Here is an 18,791-nt window from a genome sequence, read left to right on the forward strand (position 1 = left end):
GGCTCCGCCGCGAGGCGGCGGCGTGATCGGCGTCTTCGACATCTTCAAGCTTGGGATCGGGCCCTCCTCCTCGCACACCGTGGGCCCGATGAAGGCGGCTCTCGCCTTCGCGCGCGGGCTTGCGCGCGACGGCCTTCTGGCGGCGACGGAGCGCGTCGTCGTCGACCTTTACGGCTCGCTCGCCTGGACCGGGCGCGGCCACGCCACCGACAAGGCGGCGATCCTCGGCCTTTGCGGCGAAGAGCCGGAGACGGTCGATCCGGACGCGGCCGAGACGCTGTTCTCCGCCGTCGGGCGCGAGCGCAGGCTGACGCTTCTGAAAGCGCGGGAGATCGCCTTCGATCCCGCGCTCGACATCGTCTTCGACAAGATGACGGCGACGCCGCGCCACCCGAACACCCTGCGCTTGCGCGCCTTCGACGCGGGCGGCGAGCTTCTGCGCGAGGAGCGCTGGCTGTCGGTCGGCGGCGGCTTCGTCATGCGCGAGGACGAGGCCGACGCCCCGCCGGCGCTCGAGGCCGCGATTCCCTACCCCTTCGCCGACGCCGGCGAGCTGCTCGCCGTCGGCGCGCGCGAAAAGCTTTCGATCGCCGAAATCGTCGCCGCCAACGAGGCGGCGCTGCGCCCGGCCGGGGAGGTCGAGCGCCACGTGGCGCTGGTCGTCGCCACGATGATGGCCTCGATCGACCGCGGGCTGCGCTTCGAGGGCGAGCTGCCCGGAGGCCTGCATGTGCGCCGGCGCGCGAAGCGGCTCGCCGAGCGGCTCGAGGCGCAGAAGCTGCTTAACCTGCGGCCGCCGCACGAGGCGATGGACCGGCTGAGCCTTCACGCCATCGCCGTCAACGAGGAGAACGCCGCCGGCGGGCGGGTGGTGACGGCGCCGACCAACGGCGCCGCCGGCGTCGTGCCCGCCGTGCTGCGCCATTACCGCGACCTCTGCCCCGGCGCGACGCGCGAGGGCGAGCGCGTCTTTATCCTGACGGCGGCGGCGGTCGGCGCGCTGTTCAAGATGAACGCCTCGATCTCGGGCGCCGAGGTCGGCTGCCAGGGCGAGGTCGGCGTCGCCTCGTCGATGGCCGCGGCGGGGCTCGCCGCCGCGCTCGGCGGAACCAACGCGCAGGTCGAGAACGCCGCCGAGATCGCCATGGAGCATCATCTCGGGCTCACCTGCGATCCCGTCGGCGGGCTCGTGCAGATCCCCTGCATCGAGCGCAACGCCTTCGGCGCGGTGAAGGCGGTGGCGGCGGCCTCGCTGGCGCTCGCCGGCGACGGAGTTCATTTCGTGTCGCTCGACCAGGTGGCGGCGACGATGGCGCAGACCGGCGCGGACATGCAGAGCAAGTACAAGGAGACCTCGCTCGGAGGGCTCGCCGTCAATTTTACCGAGTGCTGAGATCGCGCGTCCACGCCTGCCCGGGCCGCAGCGCCAGAAATCTTTCCGGCGCGACGCCTTTCGCGCGCAACGCTTCGGCGAGTTCGACGGCGGGATCGTCCGGCCCCTCGTCGGAGAGGTTGAAGGTTCCCCAGTGGACGCCGAGCCCCTGCGCCGCGCCGCACGCCTCAAGGATCGCCAGCGCCTCGCGCGGATCGACGTGCTGCGGCGCCATGAACCAGCGCGGCGCGTAGGCGCCGATGGGCAGCACCGCGACATCGGGCGCGCCATGAGTCTCGCGCAGCGCGCGAAAAAACGCGCCGTCGCCATAGCCGGTGTCGCCGGCGACATAGGCCTTGCCCGCCCTCGCCTCGATGAGGAAGCCGCACCAGAGCGAGCGGTTGCGGTCGAAGGGGGTGCGCGCCGACCAGTGGCGCGCCGGCGTCAGGCGCGCCGAAACGCTCTCCGAGAGCGCGGCGCGCCCGCCCCAGTCATGCGCCTTCGCGCCGGTCACCCCGCCGCGCCGAAGAATTTCGTCGACGCCGAGCGGGACGAGGAAGCGCGGCCGATGCGTCGCCTGGAGCCGTCTGAGGCTCGCGAGGTCGAGATGGTCGTAATGGGCGTGGGTGATCAGGACAGCGTCGATCGGCGGCAGGTCGTCGAAGGCGACGCCCGGCGCGTTGACGCGTTTTGGCCCAAAGCGCCCGAACGGCCCAACGCGCATTGAGAAGACCGGATCGACGAGGATGTTGAGGCGGTCCGCCTGGATGAGCAGGCTCGCGTGGCCGATGAGGCAGATGCGCAGGCCCTCGACGCATTCCGGCGGCGCGTCGCGGAAGGGGCTCGGAACGGACTTCGGCCAAGGCGCCGGCGCCCGCGAAAGCCGCCAGCGCAGGAAGGACGAGGCCGGCCGCGCCGCAACGGGGCCGGGCGTGAAGAATCTCGCGCCGTCGAAATGGTCGGACGGCGGTCCGGCGTAATAGGGGCGCACGCGGGCGGCGCGCCCGCTCAGGTCTCGATGACGCCTTCCAGCGCGTAATGCGAGACGCTCCTGCGGTTGGCGATCAACTGGTCGACGGTCGGCTCGCCCTTCATGGCGCGCGAGACCGCGAGCTTCATCGCCTCGTAATTGGCGCGGTAGAGGTCCCTGCGGTCGAGGTCGGGGTCGTCGGCGCAGCGGCGGTCGAGCCAGACCATGACGATCATGCAGAGTTCGTCCGCCTGGTCCTTCGGCAGAATCCCCTCGGCGAGGCAATCGACGATGGCGTCGCCGATCGCGCCCTGCACCACGCCGCCGAGCAGTTCGACGTAGGCCGCCGAGTTCACGGTGACCTTGGTGGTCATCATCGTCGCCGGCCGCACCATCTGGTTGAGGTCGCGGATGACGAACATGCGCGGGTGGCCGGCGACCTGTCCGGCCATGGCGGCGAAGGCCTGGCCGACCGGACCCCTGACGCTGCCGATCATGACCTCGGGCATGGCGTCGGTGAATTGGCCCTCGGCGGCGAGCACGGTCGCCTCGCCGGTGCGCAGCCAGATCTCGCTCATTTCACGCTCCAGATTCGTTCGCAAGGGTCGTCTTGGAGCGGCCCGCATAGCATCGCCGCCGCGCGGACGCAAAGGACGCGGGCGGGGAGGCGGCGACGTCGGAGGGGGACAAAAATTTATACACCACATCCAAATTTCTGGCATGTCGGCAAATCGCCGCAGCGCCCTTGTGTTCGCGGCGGTCCGCCCGTATGGTGAAGAATGTCGTGTTTTCGACCTACGACTTGGCTATCGCAGTTCTGCGTCCGCTGACGACTTCTGAAAAAGACGATGCGACATCGGCGTCATCGACTGACGCTCGCCTGAATAGACTCTAGGGATGCACTAAATGACTACTGGAACTGTGAAGTGGTTCAATCCGGACAAGGGATACGGCTTCATCCAGCCTGACGACGGCGGGAAGGACGTGTTCGTCCACATCAGCGCCGTCGAGCGCTCCGGGTTGCGTCACCTGCAGGAAGGCCAGAAGATCAACTTCGAGGTCGTCGCCGACAAGCGCACCGGCAAGTCTTCCGCCGACAATCTTCGGGCCGCCTGAGCCCTCGACGGCCCCGGCTCCGCCGGGGCCTCTGATCGGCGCGCTTGCGCGGCCTCTGGCGGGCGGCGCGCCGGATTAGCCGTGCGCGGATCGAACCTGACGGGACCGGCGCTCCGCCGCCGTCGCCGCTTCGCTTTCCCTCGCGCCTCTTCCCGCTCCTCGCCTCCCCTCCCGCGTCCGCTCAGGCCGGCGCCTGACGGAAGAAGACGAGCGTGACCAGCGCGAACAGCGGCAGAAGAATCGCCCCCGACCACAGCATGTAGCCGAAAAATCCCGGCATCTTCACGCCTGCGCCGCGGGCGATGGCGTAGACCATGAAATTGGGCGCGTTGCCGACATAGGTGAGCGCCCCCATGAACACCGCCCCGCACGAGATCGCCGCGAGCGTCAGAGCCCCTTCGCCCATCAGCTGCGCCGGGTCGCCGCCCGCGAGCTCGAAGAAGACGAGATAGGTCGGCGCGTTGTCGAGCAGCGAGGACAAGAGCCCCGTCGCCCAGAAATAGGTGGCCGCGTTCGGCGCGCCGTCCGCCCGCTCGAGCAGGGCGAGGATCGGCGCGAAGATCCCCGACCCGCCCGCCTGCAGCATGGCCATGACCGGAACGATGCAGGCGAAGATGGCGGCGAACAGGATCGCCACCTCGCGGATCGGCTCGAAGTCGAAGCCGTTCGCCGCCCGCGCCGCCGCCGGCGTCAGCCGGAGCGAGGCGAGGGCTGCGGCGAGCATGACGCCCTCGCGCAGCACGTTCCGCCACGGGACCGCGACGCCCATCGCCTCGAAGGCCGGCGGCCAGCGCAGGAGCCCGCTCGCCGCGATCGCCGCGACGACGCAGGCGATGAGCGGAACGTTGACGAGCCCGACGACGCCCGGCGGCTCGGCCCCCGCCTCGCGCGCTGCGCCGGGAAGCCCGTCCCGCTGCGCGAAAAACCAGTCGACGAGGAGGAACAGCGCGAGCAGCGCGCCGGCGAGGCCGAGCGTCGCCGGCCACAGATGACGCGCCGGCCAGAAAAAGTCGACCCCGTGCAGGAAGCCGAGGAACAGCGGCGGGTCGCCGAGCGGAGTCAGCGCGCCGCCGACGTTGGCGACGAGGAAGATGAAGAACACGACGACATGGGCGTTGAACGGGCGTCCGGCGTTGGCGCGAATCAGCGGCCGGATCAGGATCATCGCCGCGCCCGTCGTGCCGACGACGCTCGCCGCCGCCGCGCCGAGCGCGAGGATGGCGCAGTTCAGGAGCGGCGATCCGCGCAGCGCGCCAGTGAGCGCGAGGCCGCCCGCGCATGTGAACAGCGCGAACAGCATCAGGATGAACGGGACGTAGTCGAGCGCGAAGACGTGGAGCAGCGCCGCCGCCGCCGCGGACGGTCCCGCCGCCGCGACGAGCGCGGCGATCGAGGCCAGCGCCCAGGCGGCGGCGGCGAGCGGATAGCGGGCGTGCCACCATTTCGGCGCGAGGAGCGGGGCGAGGGCGATGGTCAGGAGCAGGCCCGCGAAGGGCAGCGCGAGCGCGACGGGGAGCGCCGCGCCGTCGAGCGCCTGCGCCGCGCGCGCGGGAGCGGCCGGGCAAAGAAAGACGGCGGCGGACGCGGCGAGAAGGCGGGCGCCCTTGTGAGGCGGGAAGGCCCGTGGCAAGAGGCTGAGCCATGACGCGAGGAGGACGGGCATGAACAAGGAATGGGCGCTCTTCATCGGCACCTTCACGACCCTGCTCGCCATCATCAACCCGCTTCAAGCCTTGCCGGTCTATCTGCAACTGATGGAAGGCAAGGATCAAGCCTCCCATCGCGGCGTCGCGCTGCGCGCCTGCGTCTACGCCACGCTGCTGCTGTTCTTCTTCCTGATATTCGGCGCGTTCATCCTCAACGTCTTCGGCGTGCCGCTCTCGATGGTGCGCATCGTCGGCGGCATCATCCTGACCAAGATCGGCTTCGAGCTGTTCGCGCCCTCGCCCGGGGCCTCGATCATCCCTGCGTCGTCCAGCGCCGCGGCGAACGTCGCCTTCGTGCCGCTCGCGATGCCGATCATGTGCGGGCCGGGGGCGATCGCCACCGTGCTCGGCATGCAGTCGCAGATCCGCCAGTCGCCGCAGGAGGTCATGGCTTTCGCGGCGATCGCCGGCGCGATCCTCGCCGCGATGGTCGTCACCTTCGTCTGCCTCTCCTACGCGGGCCGCCTCGCCGAAAAGCTCGGCCCGATGGGCATCGACGCGGCGACGCGCATCGTCGGCTTCTTCGTCTCGGCGATCGGCGTCGGCCTCGTCTTCAACGGCGTCGTCGAGGGGCTGCGCGAGCACGGCGTCCTCGCGCATATGTAGCGCGCCGCGCGGCGGCGCGTTATCATCCCGGCTGGCGCGCCCCGGCGCGCAAATTCCACGGCCGCGCGGAGACAGCCGCCCGGCGCCTTTGGCGAAAGGGCGCTCGTTGGACTTTTCGCTTCCCCTCGTCGGCGTCGCCGGCGCCGCGGCGCTCCTCCTGTGGGGGACGCATATGGTGCGCACCGGCGTGCAGCGGGCCTTCGGTCCGCGGCTGCGCGCCGTGCTCGGCGGCGCGCTCAAGGGGCGCCTGCGCGCCTTCCTCGCCGGCCTCGGCGTCACCGCCGCGCTGCAGAGCTCGACCGCGACCGGACTGATGACCGCGGGCTTCGTCGCCGGCGGTCTCGTCGACCTCGTTCCGGCCCTCGCCGTCATGCTGGGCGCCAACGTCGGCACGACGCTGATCGCGCAGGCCTTCTCCTTCGACGTCGCGGCCTTCTCGCCGGCGCTCGTGCTCGTCGGCTACGTCCTGTTCCGCCGGGCCGGCTCGCCGCTCGTCCATGACCTCGGGCGCGTGTTCATCGGCTTCGGCCTGATGCTGCTGGCGCTGCATCAGATCATCGCCCTCGCCGCCCCCTACGAGGACGAGCCGAGCCTGCGCATGTTCCTCGGCGCGGTGGCGAGCGTTCCGCTGCTCGCCGCCTTCCTCGCGGCCGCGGCGACCTTCGCGCTGCATTCAAGCGTCGCCGTCGTGCTGCTCGTGATGTCCTTCGCCGCGCGCGGCGTCGTGCCGCCGGAGACCGCCTTCGCGATGATTCTGGGCGCCAACTTCGGCACGGCGCTCAATCCCGTGCTGGAGGGCCCCGCGGGCGACGACGCGGCGGCGCGCCGGCTCACCATCGGCAATCTCCTCAACCGCGCGCTCGGCGTCGCCGCGGGCCTCGCCCTGCTCGCGCCGGCGAGCCGGCTCATGGTGACGCTCGAGCCCGATCCGGCGCGGGCGGCGGCGGACTTCCATACGCTGTTCAACGTCGCGCTGGCCGCGCTCTTCCTGCCGCTGCTCGCCCCCTACGCGGCGCTGCTGCGCCGCCTCATCCCCGCGCGCATCTCTCCCGCCGATCCCTCGCGCCCGCTCTATCTCGACGCCAACGCGCGCGAGACGCCGATCGTCGCGCTGGGCGCCGCGGCGCGCGAGGCGCTGCGCCTCGTCGACGCGCTCGAGGCCATGCTGACGGGGGCGCTCGACGCGCTGGTGCAGGGCGACCGGCGCCAGATCGCCGACGCAAGACGCCTCGACGACGTGCTCGACCGGCTGAACGGGGCGATCAAGGCCTATCTGTCCTCGCTCGACCATGAGGAGCTCTCCCGCGACGACCACCGCCGGATGACCGAGATCCTCGTCTTCTCGACCAATCTCGAGCAGGCCGGCGACGTCGTCGACCGCAGCCTGTTGCCGCACGCCGCCAAGCGCCTCAAGCGCGGCCTCGCGCTGCCGAAGGAGAGCGAGGACGAGATCCGCGCCCTGATGGAGCGCCTCGTCGTCAACCTGCGCGCCAGCGCCTCGCTGCTGATGACCGAGGACGCGCGCGCGGCGCGGCTGCTCGCGGCCGAGAAGGCGACCTTCCGCGACGCCGAGACGCGCGCCACCGGCGCCCATTTCGAGGCGATGCGCAGGGGACGCCTCGACGCCATCGAGACGAGCTCCCTCTACCTCGACCTCCTGCGCGACATGAAGATGATCAACAGCCATATCGTCTCGGCGGCCGCCTATCCGGTGCTCGAGCGCACCGGCGACCTGCTGCCGACCCGGCTCGCCTCGAGCGGCGAATGACGGCCGCGGGAGCCGCTGGCCGAACGAGGACCTGATGAGCTTCGAGCCGATCATCGACGTCGCCGAGGACGCGGACGACCTCGGCGCGCGCGCCGCCGCCTGGATCGCCGGCAGGATCGCCGCCGCGCCCGGACGCTTCGCGCTGTGCCTTTCCGGCGGCTCGACCCCGCGCGACGTCTACGCCCGCCTCGCCGCCGCGCCGCTGCGCGAGCGCGTCGACTGGAGCGGCGTGCATCTGTTCTGGGGCGACGAGCGCTTCGTGCCGCGCGACGACGAGCGCAGCAACTACCGTATGGCGTGGGACGCGCTGATCGCCCGCGTGGCCATCCCGCGCCAGCAGGTGCATCCGCTCGATGTCGAGGCGCCGACGCCGCAGGAGGCGGCGGCGCGCTACGACAGGCTGCTGCATGAATTCTACGGCGCGCCGCGACTCGACCCGGGCCGGCCGCTGTTCGACCTCGCCCTGCTCGGCCTCGGCGCCGACGGCCACACGGCCTCGCTGTTTCCGGGTTCAAGGGCCCTCTCGGCCGACGAGCGCCTCGCCGTCGCCGTCGAAGGCGTCATGCCGGAGGCGCGGGTGAGCCTCACCTATCGCGCCCTCGAGGCTTCGTCGGAGATCGCCTTCCTCGTCTGCGGCGAGGCCAAGCGGCAGGCGCTGCGCCGCGTTCTCGACGGCGACCCGAGCCTGCCCGCCTCGCGCGTGCTGGCGAGCGCGGCGACGCGCGACGCGCCGCTCGGCGCCGTGCGGATCTTCGCCGACCGCGCCGCGTTTCCCATCTGAGCCTCGCGCGATGTGCGCAGGCGCACGGAGCGCGCCCGTCGCGGCGCGGAGTGTGCGGAAAGCGACGGCGCGCTCTGGTCGCGCCGGATTGCGTCCGCAACCTCCGGCTTGACGCGCGTTCGCCGCGGATGGCGCGGAGGTCGCTGGATTGGCGGAAATTGCTGGACGAGGTCTGACGCGGGGAGCGGCCGCGCTCGCCGCCGCGCTCGCCATCGTCTCCCCGGCGCGCGCCTTCGACGCCTGCGAGACGCCGCTCTCGCCGGTCTTTTCCGCCGCGCCGGAGGCGACCTTGCGCATCGCGCGCCGCCTGCGGGTCGCGGCGCAAGGCCGCGCGCTGCGCGAGGCGCGCGCGACGCAGACGCAAAGGCCCTGCGATTCGATCGCCTGCCCAGGGGTGATCATCCTCGGCGTCGGCTACTAACGGCCACACGGCCGCCGCCTCCATGACGTGAGTTTGATCACATCTGCGCAACCTTTGCCGGCGCCAGACATTACATCTGCAACTCAGTTCGATTTTCGCAGAGACATGATCATGAGCGCAGTCGAAACCCCGAAGAAGACGTCTACGCGCGGCTTCGCCTCGATGGATCCCGAGAAACAGCGCGCCATCGCGCGCAAGGGCGGCGAGAGCGTTCCGCATGAGAAGCGTAGCTTCTCGCAGAACCCGGGCCTCGCCGCGGAGGCGGGCCGCAAGGGCGGGCAGAGCGTGAACCCCAATAAGCGCAGCTTCTCGCGCAACCACATGCTCGCGTCCGAGGCCGGCCGCAAGGGCGGCCACGCCTCCCACGGCGGCCCGAAGAAGACGGGCGAAGACTAGGGTTCGGGCGCCGGCTTCCGGGCGGCGCGCCAGGCCTGTATGGAGCAAGGAAGCGGCGGCCGTCCGGCCGCCGTTTTCTTTCGCGCCTTTATTCAAGGAAATCGCCGTGCGCGATCCTGACGCCGCTCTCGACGAGCTGTTCGAAACCGCGGCGGCGGCGCGGGCGAAGGCCTACGCGCCTTATTCGCGCTTTCGCGTGGGCGCCGCGGCGCGCGGGGCGGGCGGCGCGATCTTTCGCGGCGCCAATGTCGAGAACGCCTCCTATCCGGTCGGCGTCTGCGCCGAGGCCGTCGCCCTCGCGGCGATGGCCCTCGCCGGCGAGCGGCGGCTCGTCGAGATCGCCGTCGTCGGGGAGGCCGGGACGCTGACGACGCCATGCGGCGCCTGTCGCCAGCGCATCCTGGAGTTCGCCGGCGACGGCGATCCGGTCGTCCATGTCATGGGGCCGGACGGAACGCGCCTCGCCTTCTCCGCGCGCGCGCTTCTGCCTCACGCCTTCGGTCCCGCCGCGTTCGGCCGCTAGCCGGAGGCGGCGCGCTCCCGTTCTATTGCGCGACGATCTTCCTGTAGAGCCTCCAGGTGGCGAAGCCGAGCACGGGGATGGCGACGGGAAGGCCGAGGAAAGCCGGCAGCGCGGCGACGAGCAGGATCGCGAAGACGATTCCCGCCCATACCAGCATCGGCTTCGGGCTCGTCGCGACCGCGCGCAGGCTGGTCAGCATGGCGGTGACGAAGTCGACCTCGCGGTCGAGCAGCAGCGGCACCGAGATCACCGTCAGGGAGAACACCACGAACAGCGCCGCCGCGCCGAGCGCGTTGCCGATCACGAAAAACAGCCAGCCTTCGCCGGTCGTGGCGATGAGCGAAAGGAATTCGCCGAACGTCGAGAAATGGTCGAGCCCGAAGAAGATGGCGACGAGCAGCTGCGCCGCATACATCCACGCCATGAACACGAAGAGGGTGACGAAGGCCATCCAGGCGAGCTCCGCGCCGCCCTGCGCCTTGAGCGTGCGCAGGATCGCCCCCCAGGTGGGCCGCACGCCCTTCTCGCGCAGGCGCGCGATCTCGTAGAGGCCGACGGCTGCGAAGGGGCCGAGCATCGCGAAGCCGATGATCGCCGGATACATCAGATAGCTGAGGCCGCTCTCGAACGCCCAGAAGGCCAGCGCCAGGCCGCCGAGAGCGTAGACCGCGCCGAACACGAGGCCATGGAACGGCGCCTCCTCGAAGTCGCGCCAGCCCCGCCGCAGCGCGTCGAGGATGTCTTCGGTCGAAACGCTTCTGACTTCTGGAGGCGTCGCGACGGCTCCGGCCGCAGCCGTCCCGTCGGTCGGAAGTCTGTCGCTCACTATTTTCTCCTCCACGCGCATTTTTTCACGCGCACGCGCACGGCCTCCGGGACGGGGGCCGACATTCAGCGTGCGACGCGCTGTCGCGGCCATGAACGCACGCCCGAAGCGGTTTGGCAACGCCTGCGTCGCGGCCAGGCTGGGCGCGAGGCGCGCCGTTCACCTGCTCGTGACCGCGCCGTCCGCAACAAAGCGCGTCGCGCCGACGTAATCTCGCGCAGTTCACACGCACGGAGCGACGCCATGCGCTTTCATCGCCGCAAGGGCTGGGAAATACCCGAGAGCGAGGCGACGCCGCCTGAAATCGCCTTCTCGCGCCGGAGCGCGCTCGAGGCGGGCGTCGCCGGGCTCGTCGTTGCGGCGACGCGGCCCGCCGCCGCCTTCTCATGGTTCGGCGGGGAGGAGAAGCCGGCCGCGCCGGCGCCGCCCGATCCGACCGCCGACCTCTATCCGGCGAGGCGCAACGGCGCCTACGTCCTCGACCGCGCGGTGACGGCGCAGGAGATCAACGCCCATTACAATAATTTCTACGAATTCGGCATGGTCAAGGACATCGCCGCCGCGGCGCAGGCGCTGAGGACGCGGCCGTGGACGGTGAAGATCGACGGCCTCGTCGAGGCCCCGCGCGAGATGGGAATCGACGACCTCGTCCGCGCCTTTCCGCTCGAGGAGCGGCTCTACCGCCATCGCTGCGTCGAGGCCTGGTCGATGGCCATTCCCTGGACGGGATTTCCCCTGAAAAGCCTCGTCGCGACGGCGCGCCCGCTCTCGGGCGCGAAATTCGTCCGCTTCGAGACCTTCCTCGACCGCGCCATGGCGCCGGGCCAGCGCGCCTTCTACCCTTGGCCCTATGTCGAGGGGCTGACCATCGAGGAGGCGGGAAACGACCTCGCCTTCCTCGTCACGGGGGCCTATGGCGCGCCGCTCGCGCGCCAGCACGGCGCGCCGCTGCGCCTCGCCGTCCCGTGGAAATACGGCTTCAAGTCGATCAAGTCGATCGTGCGGATCTCCTTCGTCGCGGAGAAGCCGAAGACCTTCTGGGAGGGGCTGCAGGCGTCGGAGTACGGCTTCTGGGCCAACGTCAACCCGGATGTGCCGCATCCGCGCTGGAGCCAGGCGAGCGAGGAGGTCCTTGGCGCGGGCGAGCGGCGCAAGACGCTGATCTACAACGGCTACGGCGAGTTCGTCGCGCAGCTCTACGCGGGCATGCCGCAGGGCCGGCTGTTCATGTAGGTCAATTGTCGCCGTAGAATTCGTAGCGCGCCGAGTAGCGCATGCGCGCCGTGTCGCCGAGGCGCGCCCCGTCGCAGCCGCCCTGCGGCGCGAGGCCGCCGACCGTGTCGATCCGGCGCACGCTCGTCACGCGGCTGAGCCTGCCGGGATCGCCCGGATGCGCCGTCGCCTTCAGCGTCAGCCAGGGAATCGAGCGCCCGTCCGGCGCCTGCCGCGTCTCGACCGTCTCGCCGGCGACCGCCGAGCCGTCCGACAGACGCCAGACCGGCCCCTTGCCGTGCAGCCCGATCTCGCGGCCCGAGGCGTCGAACAGCGCCGCCGCCGGCGCGTCGAAGGTCCAGACGAAGGCGTCGCCCTTCTTCGCGCAGACATAGATCTGCACGCCGTCCGCGACGGCCGAAAGGACGAGGTTTGACCCGCCGGGGGCGGCTGGCGCATCCTGCGCCCGCGCGGCGCAGGGCGTTGCGGCGAGGCCGACTGCGACGAGGCGGGCGAGGCGGGGGCTGGCGGGGATGGAAGGGTGCACGGCTTTCTCTTTCGTGCGGCGCGCGCGGCGCAGCTTAGCGAAGCCGCCTGGGTTGCGCCAGCGCCGAAATCGGGCGAGCCGCCGCGCATGAGCCTCTCGCCGCAGCAGGACCGCGCGCTGAAGGAGGTGTCCGCCTGGCTGAAGCGGGCCGAATGGACGACGCGGAAGCAGGCGCAGGTGTTCCGCCTGTTCGGCTACGCCGGCGCCGGCAAGACGACGCTCGCCCGCCGCGTCGCCGAGGACGTCGACGGCGAGACGATCTTCGCCGCCTTCACCGGCAAGGCGGCGCTGATGATGCGCGCGCGCGGCTGCCGCGGCGCCCGCACCATCCACAGCCTGATCTACCGTCCGCGCGAGATGGAGGCCGAGGACGAGGCGCCGAGCTTCACGCTCAACGCCGACTCCGCGCTCGCGCAGGCGAGCCTCGTCGTCGTCGACGAATGCTCGATGGTCGACGAGGAGCTCGGGCGCGACCTGCTCTCCTTCGGCAAGCCGGTGCTGGTGCTGGGCGATCCGGCGCAGCTGCCGCCCGTGCGCGGCGGCGGTTTCTTCACCGACGCCGAGCCCGACGTCATGCTGACCGAAATCCACCGCCAGGCGGCGGACAATCCGATCATCCGCCTCTCCATGCAGGTGCGCGAGGGCGCCCGCCTCGAGCCCGGCGACTGGGGCGAGGCGAAGGTCGTGCGGCGCGGGAACATCGACGCGGCGACGGTGACCGCCTGCGACCAGGTGCTCGTCGGCGTCAACCGCACGCGGCGCGCCTACAACAGGCGCCTGCGCGAGCTCTACGGCTACGCCTCGGAGCTTCCCGAGGCGGGCGACCGGCTCGTCTGCCTGCGCAACGACAGCGCCAAGGGGCTGCTCAACGGCGGCGTGTGGACCGTCAAGACCGCCGGGACGACGCGCAAGGCGAAGCTCGTCCTGCATGTGACGCCCGAGGACGAGCCTGCGCGCAAGCCGCTGCGCGTCGGCGTGCGGCCGGAGTTTTTTCTGGGTCGCGAGGAGGAGCTGACGCCGCAGCAACGCCGCGAGTCGGACGAGTTCGATTTCGGCTACGCGCTCACCGTGCACAAGGCGCAGGGCTCGCAATGGGGCTCGGTCGCCCTGTTCGACGAGAGCGCCGCCTTCCGCGAGCATCGCAGCCGCTGGCTCTACACCGGCGTCACGCGGGCCGCCGAGCGGCTGACGGTCGTCGTGTGAACGTCCGCCTCGACGCTACAGCGCCCGCGCGAGCGGAGCGAGCGCCTGCGCCGCGTCCTCGCCGCGCCGCAGCGCCAGCACGGGCGCGGCGCAGAAGCCGGCCACCGCCGCGCAGGTCTCCTCGAGTCCGACGCCCGAGCCCGGCGTCTCGTTGACGACGACGGCGCGCACCGCAAGGCCGCGCGAGCGCGCCGCCTCGAGCCCCGTCAGCGCGTGGCTGATCGCGCCGAGATAGGAGCCGGCGACGAAGACGAGCGGCAGGCGCAGCGCGGTCATGAGGTCGAGCGTCGTGCGGCCGGGCGCGAGCGGGACCATGACGCCGCCCGCCCCCTCGATCAGCAGGACGCCCGGCGAGGCGGCGACGGCGCGCCGGCAGGCGCGCGCGAGCTCGTCATAATCGATGGCGCGGTTTTCGCGCGCCGCCGCCATGTCGGGCGAGAGCGGGGCGCGGAAGCGCCACGGCGAAATTTTCGCGATCGCCTCCTCGTCCGGCGCAAGGCCGAGCGCCTCGAGCAGCACGGCCGGGTCGCTCCCCTGAGGCGCCAGCGGATCGAAGCCGCTGACCACCGGCTTCAGCGCGGCGCAACCGCGCCCCATCGCCCGCAGCGCGCGGATGAGCGCGGCGGCGACGAAGGTCTTGCCGACGTCGGTGCCGGAGCCGGTGACGAAGCAGGCGCTCACGCCGCGCGCCCGATTTCGGCGACGGCCAGCGCGAGGCGGGCGACGTCGTCCTCGCCATGCAGGGCGCTGAAGGCGAAGCGCAAGCGCGCCGTTCCCTCTGGCACCGTCGGCGGACGGATCGCGACGACGAGGAAGCCGGCCTCCTTGAGCCGCGCCGAGGCGTTGAGCGCCGCCTGCGGCGCGCCGAGCACGAGCGGCACGATCGGGCTTTGCGGCGCGGGCAGGCCGAGCGCCTCGCAGAAGTCGCGGGCGCGCGCCAGCGGGCGGGCGGTCAGCGTCGGCTCGGATTCGATGATTTCGAGCGCGGCGAGGGCGGCGGCCGCGTTCGCCGGCGGCAGGCCGGTCGAATAGACGAAAGTGCGCGCGCGCGTGCGCAGAAGCTCGACGACGGGGCGCGAGGCGGCGAGATAGCCGCCATAGCCGCCGCCCGCCTTCGACAGCGTGCCCATCTGCAGGGGCGGCGCGCAGCCTGCGAGCGCCGCCGAGCCGCGCCCCTGCGCCAGCACGCCGAGCCCGTGCGCGTCGTCGCTCATCAGCCAGGCGTCATGCGCCGCGCACAGAGCCGCGAGCCTGGCGAGCGGTGCGAGGTCGCCGTCCATCGAGAACACGCCGTCGGTCAGCATCAGCGCGCGCCGCGCGCCGCCGCGATGGGCTTCGAGCAGTTCGGCGGCGTGCGCGACGTCGTTGTGGCGGAAGCGCAGCGTCCTCGCCGGGGAAAGCTGCGCTCCGGCGAACAGGCAGGCGTGCGCCAGCTCGTCGATGAGGATGAGGTCGCCTTCGCCCGCGAGCGTCGGGACGATCCCGGCGTTGGCGAGATAGCCCGAGCCGAACACGATCGCCGCTTCGCTTCCCTTGAAGCGCGCGAGCCGCTCCTCCAGCTCCTCGATGAGCGGGCAGTCGCCGGTGACGAGGCGCGAGGCGCCGGCGCCGGTTCCGTAGCGCTCGATCGCCCGGACCGCCGCCGCCTTGACCTCAGGATGATGGGAAAGGCCGAGATAGTCGTTGCAGGCGAAGGAGACGAGCCGGCGCCCCTCGCGCAGCACATGGACCCCGTCCTCGCGCGCGGTCGGGACGAGCCGGCGGCGCAGATGCGCGGCCTCGAGCTCCTCGAGCTTTTGCGCGGCGAAACGGTCGAGGGAGTCCATAGGCGCCTGCGGGCGGGCCGGCGCGTTTGACGCGGAAGGCCGTGTTGACTTACGCGGTTTTCGCGCAATCGGCGCGCCGGATCAAATGCGCGGCGCGACGCGGGAAGCTTCAGGAATGATCGAGCCTCCGCCCTGGTTCGCGAAAGGGCTGCCCCATGTCTGGCTGCCCTATGCGCAGATGAAGACGACGCCGCCGCCGCTGGCGGCCGTCGCGACGCAAGGCTCGCGCATAAAACTCGCCGACGGGCGCGAGCTCGTCGACGGGATCGCCAGCTGGTGGACGGCCTGCCACGGCTACAATCATCCCCATATCGCGCAGGCGGTGCGCCGCCAGCTCGAGGCGATGCCGCATGTGATGTTCGGCGGCCTCGTCCACGAGCAGGCGCTGACCCTCGCGCGACGGCTCGCGCAGCTCGCGCCGGGCGGCTTGAACCGCGTCTTCTTCACCGATTCGGGCTCGGTCGCCGTCGAGGTGGCGATGAAGATGGCCGTGCAGCTCCATCTCAACCGGGGCGAGCGCGGCCGCGTGAAATTCCTTTCCTTCCGCGGCGGCTATCACGGCGACACGTTCGCCTGCATGTCGGTGTGCGATCCCGACGAGGGTATGCACGCGGCCTTCGCCGGCGTCGTCCCGGCGCAGGTCGTCGTCGACCTGCCGCGCGACGAAGAGAGCGAAAAGGCGTTCGAGACGGCGCTCGCCGCGCATGAGGGCGAACTCGCCGCGATCCTCGCCGAGCCTCTGGTCCAGGGGGCGGGCGGCATGATCTTTCACGACGCCGAAGTCCTGCGCCGCCTGCGCCGCGCCGCCGACAGCATCGGCGTTCCGCTCATCCTCGACGAGATCTTCACCGGCTTCGGCCGCACCGGGACGATGTTCGCCTGCGAGGCGGCGGGCGTCGTCCCCGACATCTTGACCCTGTCCAAGGCGCTGACCGGCGGAACCCTGCCGCTCGCCGCCACCATCGCCACGGGCGAGGTGTTCGACGCCTTCTGGTCGGACGATCCGGCGCATGCGCTGATGCACGGGCCGACCTTCATGGGAAACGCGCTCGCTTGCGCTGCGGCCAACGCCTCGCTCGACCTCTTCGAGCGCGAGCCGCGGCTCGATCAGGTCGCGCATGTCTCCGCCCTGCTGGCGCGCGGGCTCGAGCCCTGCCGCGATCTGAAGGGCGTGGTCGACGTGCGCGCGATGGGGGCGATCGGCGTCGTCGAGCTCGAAAAGATTTCCGACCTCGCCGGGCTGAAGCGGCGCTTCGTCGAGCGCGGCGTATTCGTGCGCCCGTTCGGCCGGATCGTCTATCTGACGCCGGCCTTCACCATTTCCGACGACGAGCTCGCGACGCTGACGCAGGCGATCGTCGCCGCGCTGGCGGAGAAGGGTTAGAAAGCCGCTCGGCCCGTTCGCTCGGCGTCCCACTGGACGGCGGTTCGCGCGAATGAAATCATGATCTATTGGCCTCGTCGCTCGTCGAAGCGGCTGCGATGTGTTTCGGCCCTGCGGTGGATATGGCGGGCCTGGAGAAGATCCTGCCGCGAGAGGATGCCGACGACGCGGCGCGTCGCAGGATCGATGATCGGAATGCGTCCGACGCCGGTCTCGATGATGAGGTCCGCGAGAATGCTGCTGGGCGTATCGGGATAGGCGACGGGCAGCGAAGCGTCCGACAGCGCTTCGGCTAGCGTCGCCGCAGGACTGTCGCGGCCCTGCCACCGCAATGCGTCCGTGCGGGACGCAAGACCGAGGAGCCGGCCCTCGTCGTCGACTACAGGGTAGCTCCGGTACGTCGCGTCCTTGCCGAAGAACGCCAGCATGTCGGAGACCAGCATGCTTCCCGGAAGCGTCGCCGGGTTGCAGGTCATCAGTTGCCGGGCTTGCATGAAGTCGAGGGGATCGACCGTGTATTCTTGAAGGATATGCCGCCCGCGCCGCGCGAGCTTCTCGGTGAGGATGGAGCGCCGCATGAGCAGAACGCTCACCGCATAGGCGCCGCCGGCTGCGGCGATGGTGAGCGGCAACGCCTCGAAATGATCCGTCAGCTCGACGGCGAACAGCGCGCCTGTTATCGGCGCGCGCATGGCGCCGCTCATGATTCCGGCCATTCCGACCATCGCCCAAAGGCCTGCGTCGCCCGGAAGGGCGTAGCCGACGAGACAGCCCAAGGCGCCGCCCAGGATGAGCAGCGGGGCCAGCACGCCGCCCGAAGTGCCCGATCCCAAAGCCGCCAGCCACACCGCCGCCTTCACCGCCAGCAGCGTGATCACAGCTTGCGTCGTCAACGAACTGTCGAGCAACGCTTGTATATTGGCGTAGCCGGCGCCCAGAACGCGAGGGTCTATCAGTCCGCCAAAGCCGACCACGACGGCGCCGATCGCCGGCCACCACATCCAGTGAATGGGCAGGCGATGAAAGACATCCTCGACCCTGTAGAGGGCGCTCGAGACCAACGTGGCCTGCAGACCTGAAATGACTCCGACTCCCGAAGCCGCGGCGACCGCCCATGCGGCGGACGGCGTCGCGGCCGCGAACGTGAACATGGGCCCTGCGCCTATCATCAGCGGGCGACAAACCGAGGAGACAAGAACCGCGGCCACCACAGGAACGAAGCTGCGCGGCTTCCATTCAAACAGCAGCACCTCGACCGCCAGCAGGATCGCCGCGAGCGGCGTGTTGAAGATCGCCGTCATGCCTGCGGCGGCGCCCGCGACCAGCAGGGTTTTGCGTTCGGCGGCGCTCAGGTGGAAACATTGCGCGAAGAGAGAGCCGATTGCGCCGCCCGTCATGATGATCGGCCCTTCCGCGCCGAACGGGCCGCCGCTGCCGATCGAGATCGCCGAGGAGACAGGCTTGAGGATCGCCACTTTCAGCGACAGCCGGCTTTCTCCGTAGAGTATCGCCTCGATCGCCTCAGGGATGCCATGGCCCCGGATTTTCTCCGATCCGAAGCGCGCCATGAGCCCGATGACAAGGCCGCCGATTACGGGAATGAAAAGCGTGCTCCAGCCGTGCGCGGCGTCGGCGATCGACGCCGGCGCCGTCGAAAACCGGCGGAGCCAGAAGACGTTGGCGGCCAGCGCGATCAGCTTCGTCAGAACCCATGCGCCGCAGGCGCCGCCGGCGCCCACGGGCGCCGCCATCGCGGCGAGCAGAATCATCCTGAAATCGGCGCTGTGATCGGCGAGGCGGTGGCTCTCGACGGCGGAGCGGGAGGGAAAGCTCATCTTTGTCCTTTAGGGCGGCGCGCTCCTATTATATCGTATTACGATATTATTCAATCCTGGACGAATCGATGTCGAAGAAGCCCGAGGCTCTGCATGACGACGACTACGCCGCGTTGGCGGATTAGGCTTGATCGTGCGTCAGACGGACGAAGAGGACGGTCGCAAGACCAGACTAGGACGAATCCACATTCAACGCAGCCATAGATCGATTGCGGCGAGGTGGATGAATGCGAGATAGAGGTTGGCGCGTCGATCGTAGCGTGTCGCGAACCTGCGGAAGTGCTTGAGCTTGTTGAAGC

General features: G+C 70.6%; 19 protein-coding genes and 1 pseudogene. 11 read left to right on the plus strand and 9 right to left on the minus strand.

Going from position 1 to position 18,791, the window contains the following annotated elements; translation table 11 throughout:
- Positions 1–22 precede the first annotated feature (22 nt).
- Complete coding sequence (locus ACE3OG_RS04340; RefSeq protein ID WP_374306287.1) at positions 23–1,393, plus strand: L-serine ammonia-lyase; 1,371 nt, start codon at positions 23–25, stop codon at positions 1,391–1,393.
- Here ACE3OG_RS04340 and ACE3OG_RS04345 read toward each other — a convergent pair.
- Complete coding sequence (locus ACE3OG_RS04345) at positions 1,380–2,363, minus strand: MBL fold metallo-hydrolase (RefSeq protein WP_374306289.1); 984 nt, start codon at positions 2,361–2,363, stop codon at positions 1,380–1,382. The genes ACE3OG_RS04340 and ACE3OG_RS04345 overlap by 14 nt on opposite strands.
- 17 nt (positions 2,364–2,380) lie before the next feature.
- Complete coding sequence (gene fae / locus ACE3OG_RS04350) at positions 2,381–2,920, minus strand: formaldehyde-activating enzyme (protein WP_374306290.1); 540 nt, start codon at positions 2,918–2,920, stop codon at positions 2,381–2,383.
- Between the two features lie 328 nt (positions 2,921–3,248).
- On the opposite strand from fae, the gene ACE3OG_RS04355 reads away from it, so the two are divergent.
- Positions 3,249–3,458 carry a cold-shock protein gene (locus ACE3OG_RS04355; protein ID WP_374306292.1) on the plus strand — a complete coding sequence of 70 codons (210 nt, stop codon included), beginning with the start codon at positions 3,249–3,251 and terminating at the stop codon, positions 3,456–3,458.
- Positions 3,459–3,639: 181 nt separating this feature from the next.
- On the opposite strand, the gene ACE3OG_RS04360 is transcribed toward ACE3OG_RS04355, so the two are convergent.
- Positions 3,640–5,121 carry a sodium:proton antiporter gene (locus ACE3OG_RS04360; protein ID WP_374306318.1) on the minus strand — a complete coding sequence of 494 codons (1,482 nt, stop codon included), beginning with the start codon at positions 5,119–5,121 and terminating at the stop codon, positions 3,640–3,642.
- On the opposite strand from ACE3OG_RS04360, the gene ACE3OG_RS04365 reads away from it, so the two are divergent.
- From ACE3OG_RS04365 to ACE3OG_RS04390, 6 genes are all read left to right on the plus strand, one after another.
- Positions 5,120–5,770: a MarC family protein gene (locus ACE3OG_RS04365; protein ID WP_374306293.1), complete on the plus strand. Its 651-nt coding sequence runs from the start codon at positions 5,120–5,122 to the stop codon at positions 5,768–5,770. The two genes, ACE3OG_RS04360 and ACE3OG_RS04365, sit on opposite strands and share 2 nt — an antisense overlap.
- 106 nt (positions 5,771–5,876) lie before the next feature.
- A complete protein-coding gene (locus tag ACE3OG_RS04370) occupies positions 5,877–7,538 on the plus strand; it encodes a Na/Pi cotransporter family protein (RefSeq protein WP_374306294.1) in 1,662 nt (553 codons plus the stop codon).
- Positions 7,539–7,572: 34 nt separating this feature from the next.
- The gene (gene pgl / locus ACE3OG_RS04375; protein WP_374306295.1) at positions 7,573–8,319 is read left to right on the plus strand and encodes a 6-phosphogluconolactonase; all 747 of its coding nucleotides are present in this window, start codon (positions 7,573–7,575) and stop codon (positions 8,317–8,319) included.
- Between the two features lie 148 nt (positions 8,320–8,467).
- Positions 8,468–8,740, plus strand: a complete 273-nt coding sequence (locus tag ACE3OG_RS04380; RefSeq protein ID WP_374306296.1) for a hypothetical protein — start codon at positions 8,468–8,470, stop codon at positions 8,738–8,740.
- A gap of 111 nt (positions 8,741–8,851) precedes the next feature.
- Positions 8,852–9,136: a KGG domain-containing protein gene (locus ACE3OG_RS04385; RefSeq protein WP_374306298.1), complete on the plus strand. Its 285-nt coding sequence runs from the start codon at positions 8,852–8,854 to the stop codon at positions 9,134–9,136.
- A 106-nt stretch (positions 9,137–9,242) separates the two neighbouring features.
- A complete protein-coding gene (locus tag ACE3OG_RS04390; protein WP_374306299.1) occupies positions 9,243–9,659 on the plus strand; it encodes a cytidine deaminase in 417 nt (138 codons plus the stop codon).
- Positions 9,660–9,681: 22 nt separating this feature from the next.
- Here the strand turns inward: ACE3OG_RS04390 and ACE3OG_RS04395 are convergent, their stop codons facing one another.
- Positions 9,682–10,485, minus strand: a complete 804-nt coding sequence (locus ACE3OG_RS04395; RefSeq protein ID WP_374306300.1) for a DUF2189 domain-containing protein — start codon at positions 10,483–10,485, stop codon at positions 9,682–9,684.
- A gap of 243 nt (positions 10,486–10,728) precedes the next feature.
- Between ACE3OG_RS04395 and msrP the strand changes: the two genes are divergently transcribed.
- Positions 10,729–11,718: a protein-methionine-sulfoxide reductase catalytic subunit MsrP gene (msrP, locus tag ACE3OG_RS04400; protein ID WP_374306302.1), complete on the plus strand. Its 990-nt coding sequence runs from the start codon at positions 10,729–10,731 to the stop codon at positions 11,716–11,718.
- A 1-nt stretch (position 11,719) separates the two neighbouring features.
- On the opposite strand, the gene ACE3OG_RS04405 is transcribed toward msrP, so the two are convergent.
- Entirely contained in the window at positions 11,720–12,244 is a 525-nt protein-coding gene (locus ACE3OG_RS04405) for a DUF3455 domain-containing protein (protein WP_374306303.1), read from the minus strand.
- Between the two features lie 87 nt (positions 12,245–12,331).
- Between ACE3OG_RS04405 and ACE3OG_RS04410 the strand changes: the two genes are divergently transcribed.
- Positions 12,332–13,447, plus strand: a complete 1,116-nt coding sequence (locus tag ACE3OG_RS04410; RefSeq protein WP_374306319.1) for an ATP-dependent RecD-like DNA helicase — start codon at positions 12,332–12,334, stop codon at positions 13,445–13,447.
- 15 nt (positions 13,448–13,462) lie between these two features.
- On the opposite strand, the gene bioD is transcribed toward ACE3OG_RS04410, so the two are convergent.
- Together bioD and bioF are read right to left on the minus strand one after the other, a co-directional pair.
- Positions 13,463–14,128 (minus strand): dethiobiotin synthase, encoded by a 666-nt coding sequence (bioD, locus tag ACE3OG_RS04415; RefSeq protein WP_374306304.1) that lies wholly within the window; start codon positions 14,126–14,128, stop codon positions 13,463–13,465.
- A complete protein-coding gene (gene bioF, locus ACE3OG_RS04420) occupies positions 14,125–15,273 on the minus strand; it encodes an 8-amino-7-oxononanoate synthase (RefSeq protein WP_374306305.1) in 1,149 nt (382 codons plus the stop codon). The genes bioD and bioF overlap by 4 nt, the downstream gene beginning before the upstream one ends.
- Before the next feature lie 115 nt (positions 15,274–15,388).
- On the opposite strand from bioF, the gene ACE3OG_RS04425 reads away from it, so the two are divergent.
- Positions 15,389–16,657, plus strand: a complete 1,269-nt coding sequence (locus ACE3OG_RS04425) for an adenosylmethionine--8-amino-7-oxononanoate transaminase (RefSeq protein WP_374306306.1) — start codon at positions 15,389–15,391, stop codon at positions 16,655–16,657.
- A gap of 65 nt (positions 16,658–16,722) precedes the next feature.
- On the opposite strand, the gene ACE3OG_RS04430 is transcribed toward ACE3OG_RS04425, so the two are convergent.
- Both ACE3OG_RS04430 and ACE3OG_RS04435 read right to left on the minus strand, forming a co-directional pair.
- Entirely contained in the window at positions 16,723–18,426 is a 1,704-nt protein-coding gene (locus ACE3OG_RS04430) for a chloride channel protein (protein ID WP_374306307.1), read from the minus strand.
- A 255-nt stretch (positions 18,427–18,681) separates the two neighbouring features.
- Positions 18,682–18,791, minus strand: a pseudogene (locus tag ACE3OG_RS04435) (IS5/IS1182 family transposase); the annotation flags it as partial.

This window comes from Methylocella sp. (assembly GCF_041905455.1).
Taxonomy (GTDB): Bacteria; Pseudomonadota; Alphaproteobacteria; order Rhizobiales; family Beijerinckiaceae; genus Methylocapsa.

Coding starts and splice junctions, on each gene's coding strand:
- ACE3OG_RS04360 (WP_374306318.1), bottom strand. CDS start 5,121: ATGCCCGTCCTCCTCGCGTCATGGCTCAGCCTCTTGCCACGGGCCTTC.
- bioF (WP_374306305.1), bottom strand. CDS start 15,273: ATGGACTCCCTCGACCGTTTCGCCGCGCAAAAGCTCGAGGAGCTCGAG.
- ACE3OG_RS04425 (WP_374306306.1), top strand. CDS start 15,389: ATGATCGAGCCTCCGCCCTGGTTCGCGAAAGGGCTGCCCCATGTCTGG.
- ACE3OG_RS04385 (WP_374306298.1), top strand. CDS start 8,852: ATGAGCGCAGTCGAAACCCCGAAGAAGACGTCTACGCGCGGCTTCGCC.
- ACE3OG_RS04365 (WP_374306293.1), top strand. CDS start 5,120: ATGAACAAGGAATGGGCGCTCTTCATCGGCACCTTCACGACCCTGCTC.
- ACE3OG_RS04430 (WP_374306307.1), bottom strand. CDS start 18,426: ATGATTCTGCTCGCCGCGATGGCGGCGCCCGTGGGCGCCGGCGGCGCC.
- fae (WP_374306290.1), bottom strand. CDS start 2,920: ATGAGCGAGATCTGGCTGCGCACCGGCGAGGCGACCGTGCTCGCCGCC.
- ACE3OG_RS04355 (WP_374306292.1), top strand. CDS start 3,249: ATGACTACTGGAACTGTGAAGTGGTTCAATCCGGACAAGGGATACGGC.
- pgl (WP_374306295.1), top strand. CDS start 7,573: ATGAGCTTCGAGCCGATCATCGACGTCGCCGAGGACGCGGACGACCTC.
- msrP (WP_374306302.1), top strand. CDS start 10,729: ATGCGCTTTCATCGCCGCAAGGGCTGGGAAATACCCGAGAGCGAGGCG.
- ACE3OG_RS04410 (WP_374306319.1), top strand. CDS start 12,332: ATGAGCCTCTCGCCGCAGCAGGACCGCGCGCTGAAGGAGGTGTCCGCC.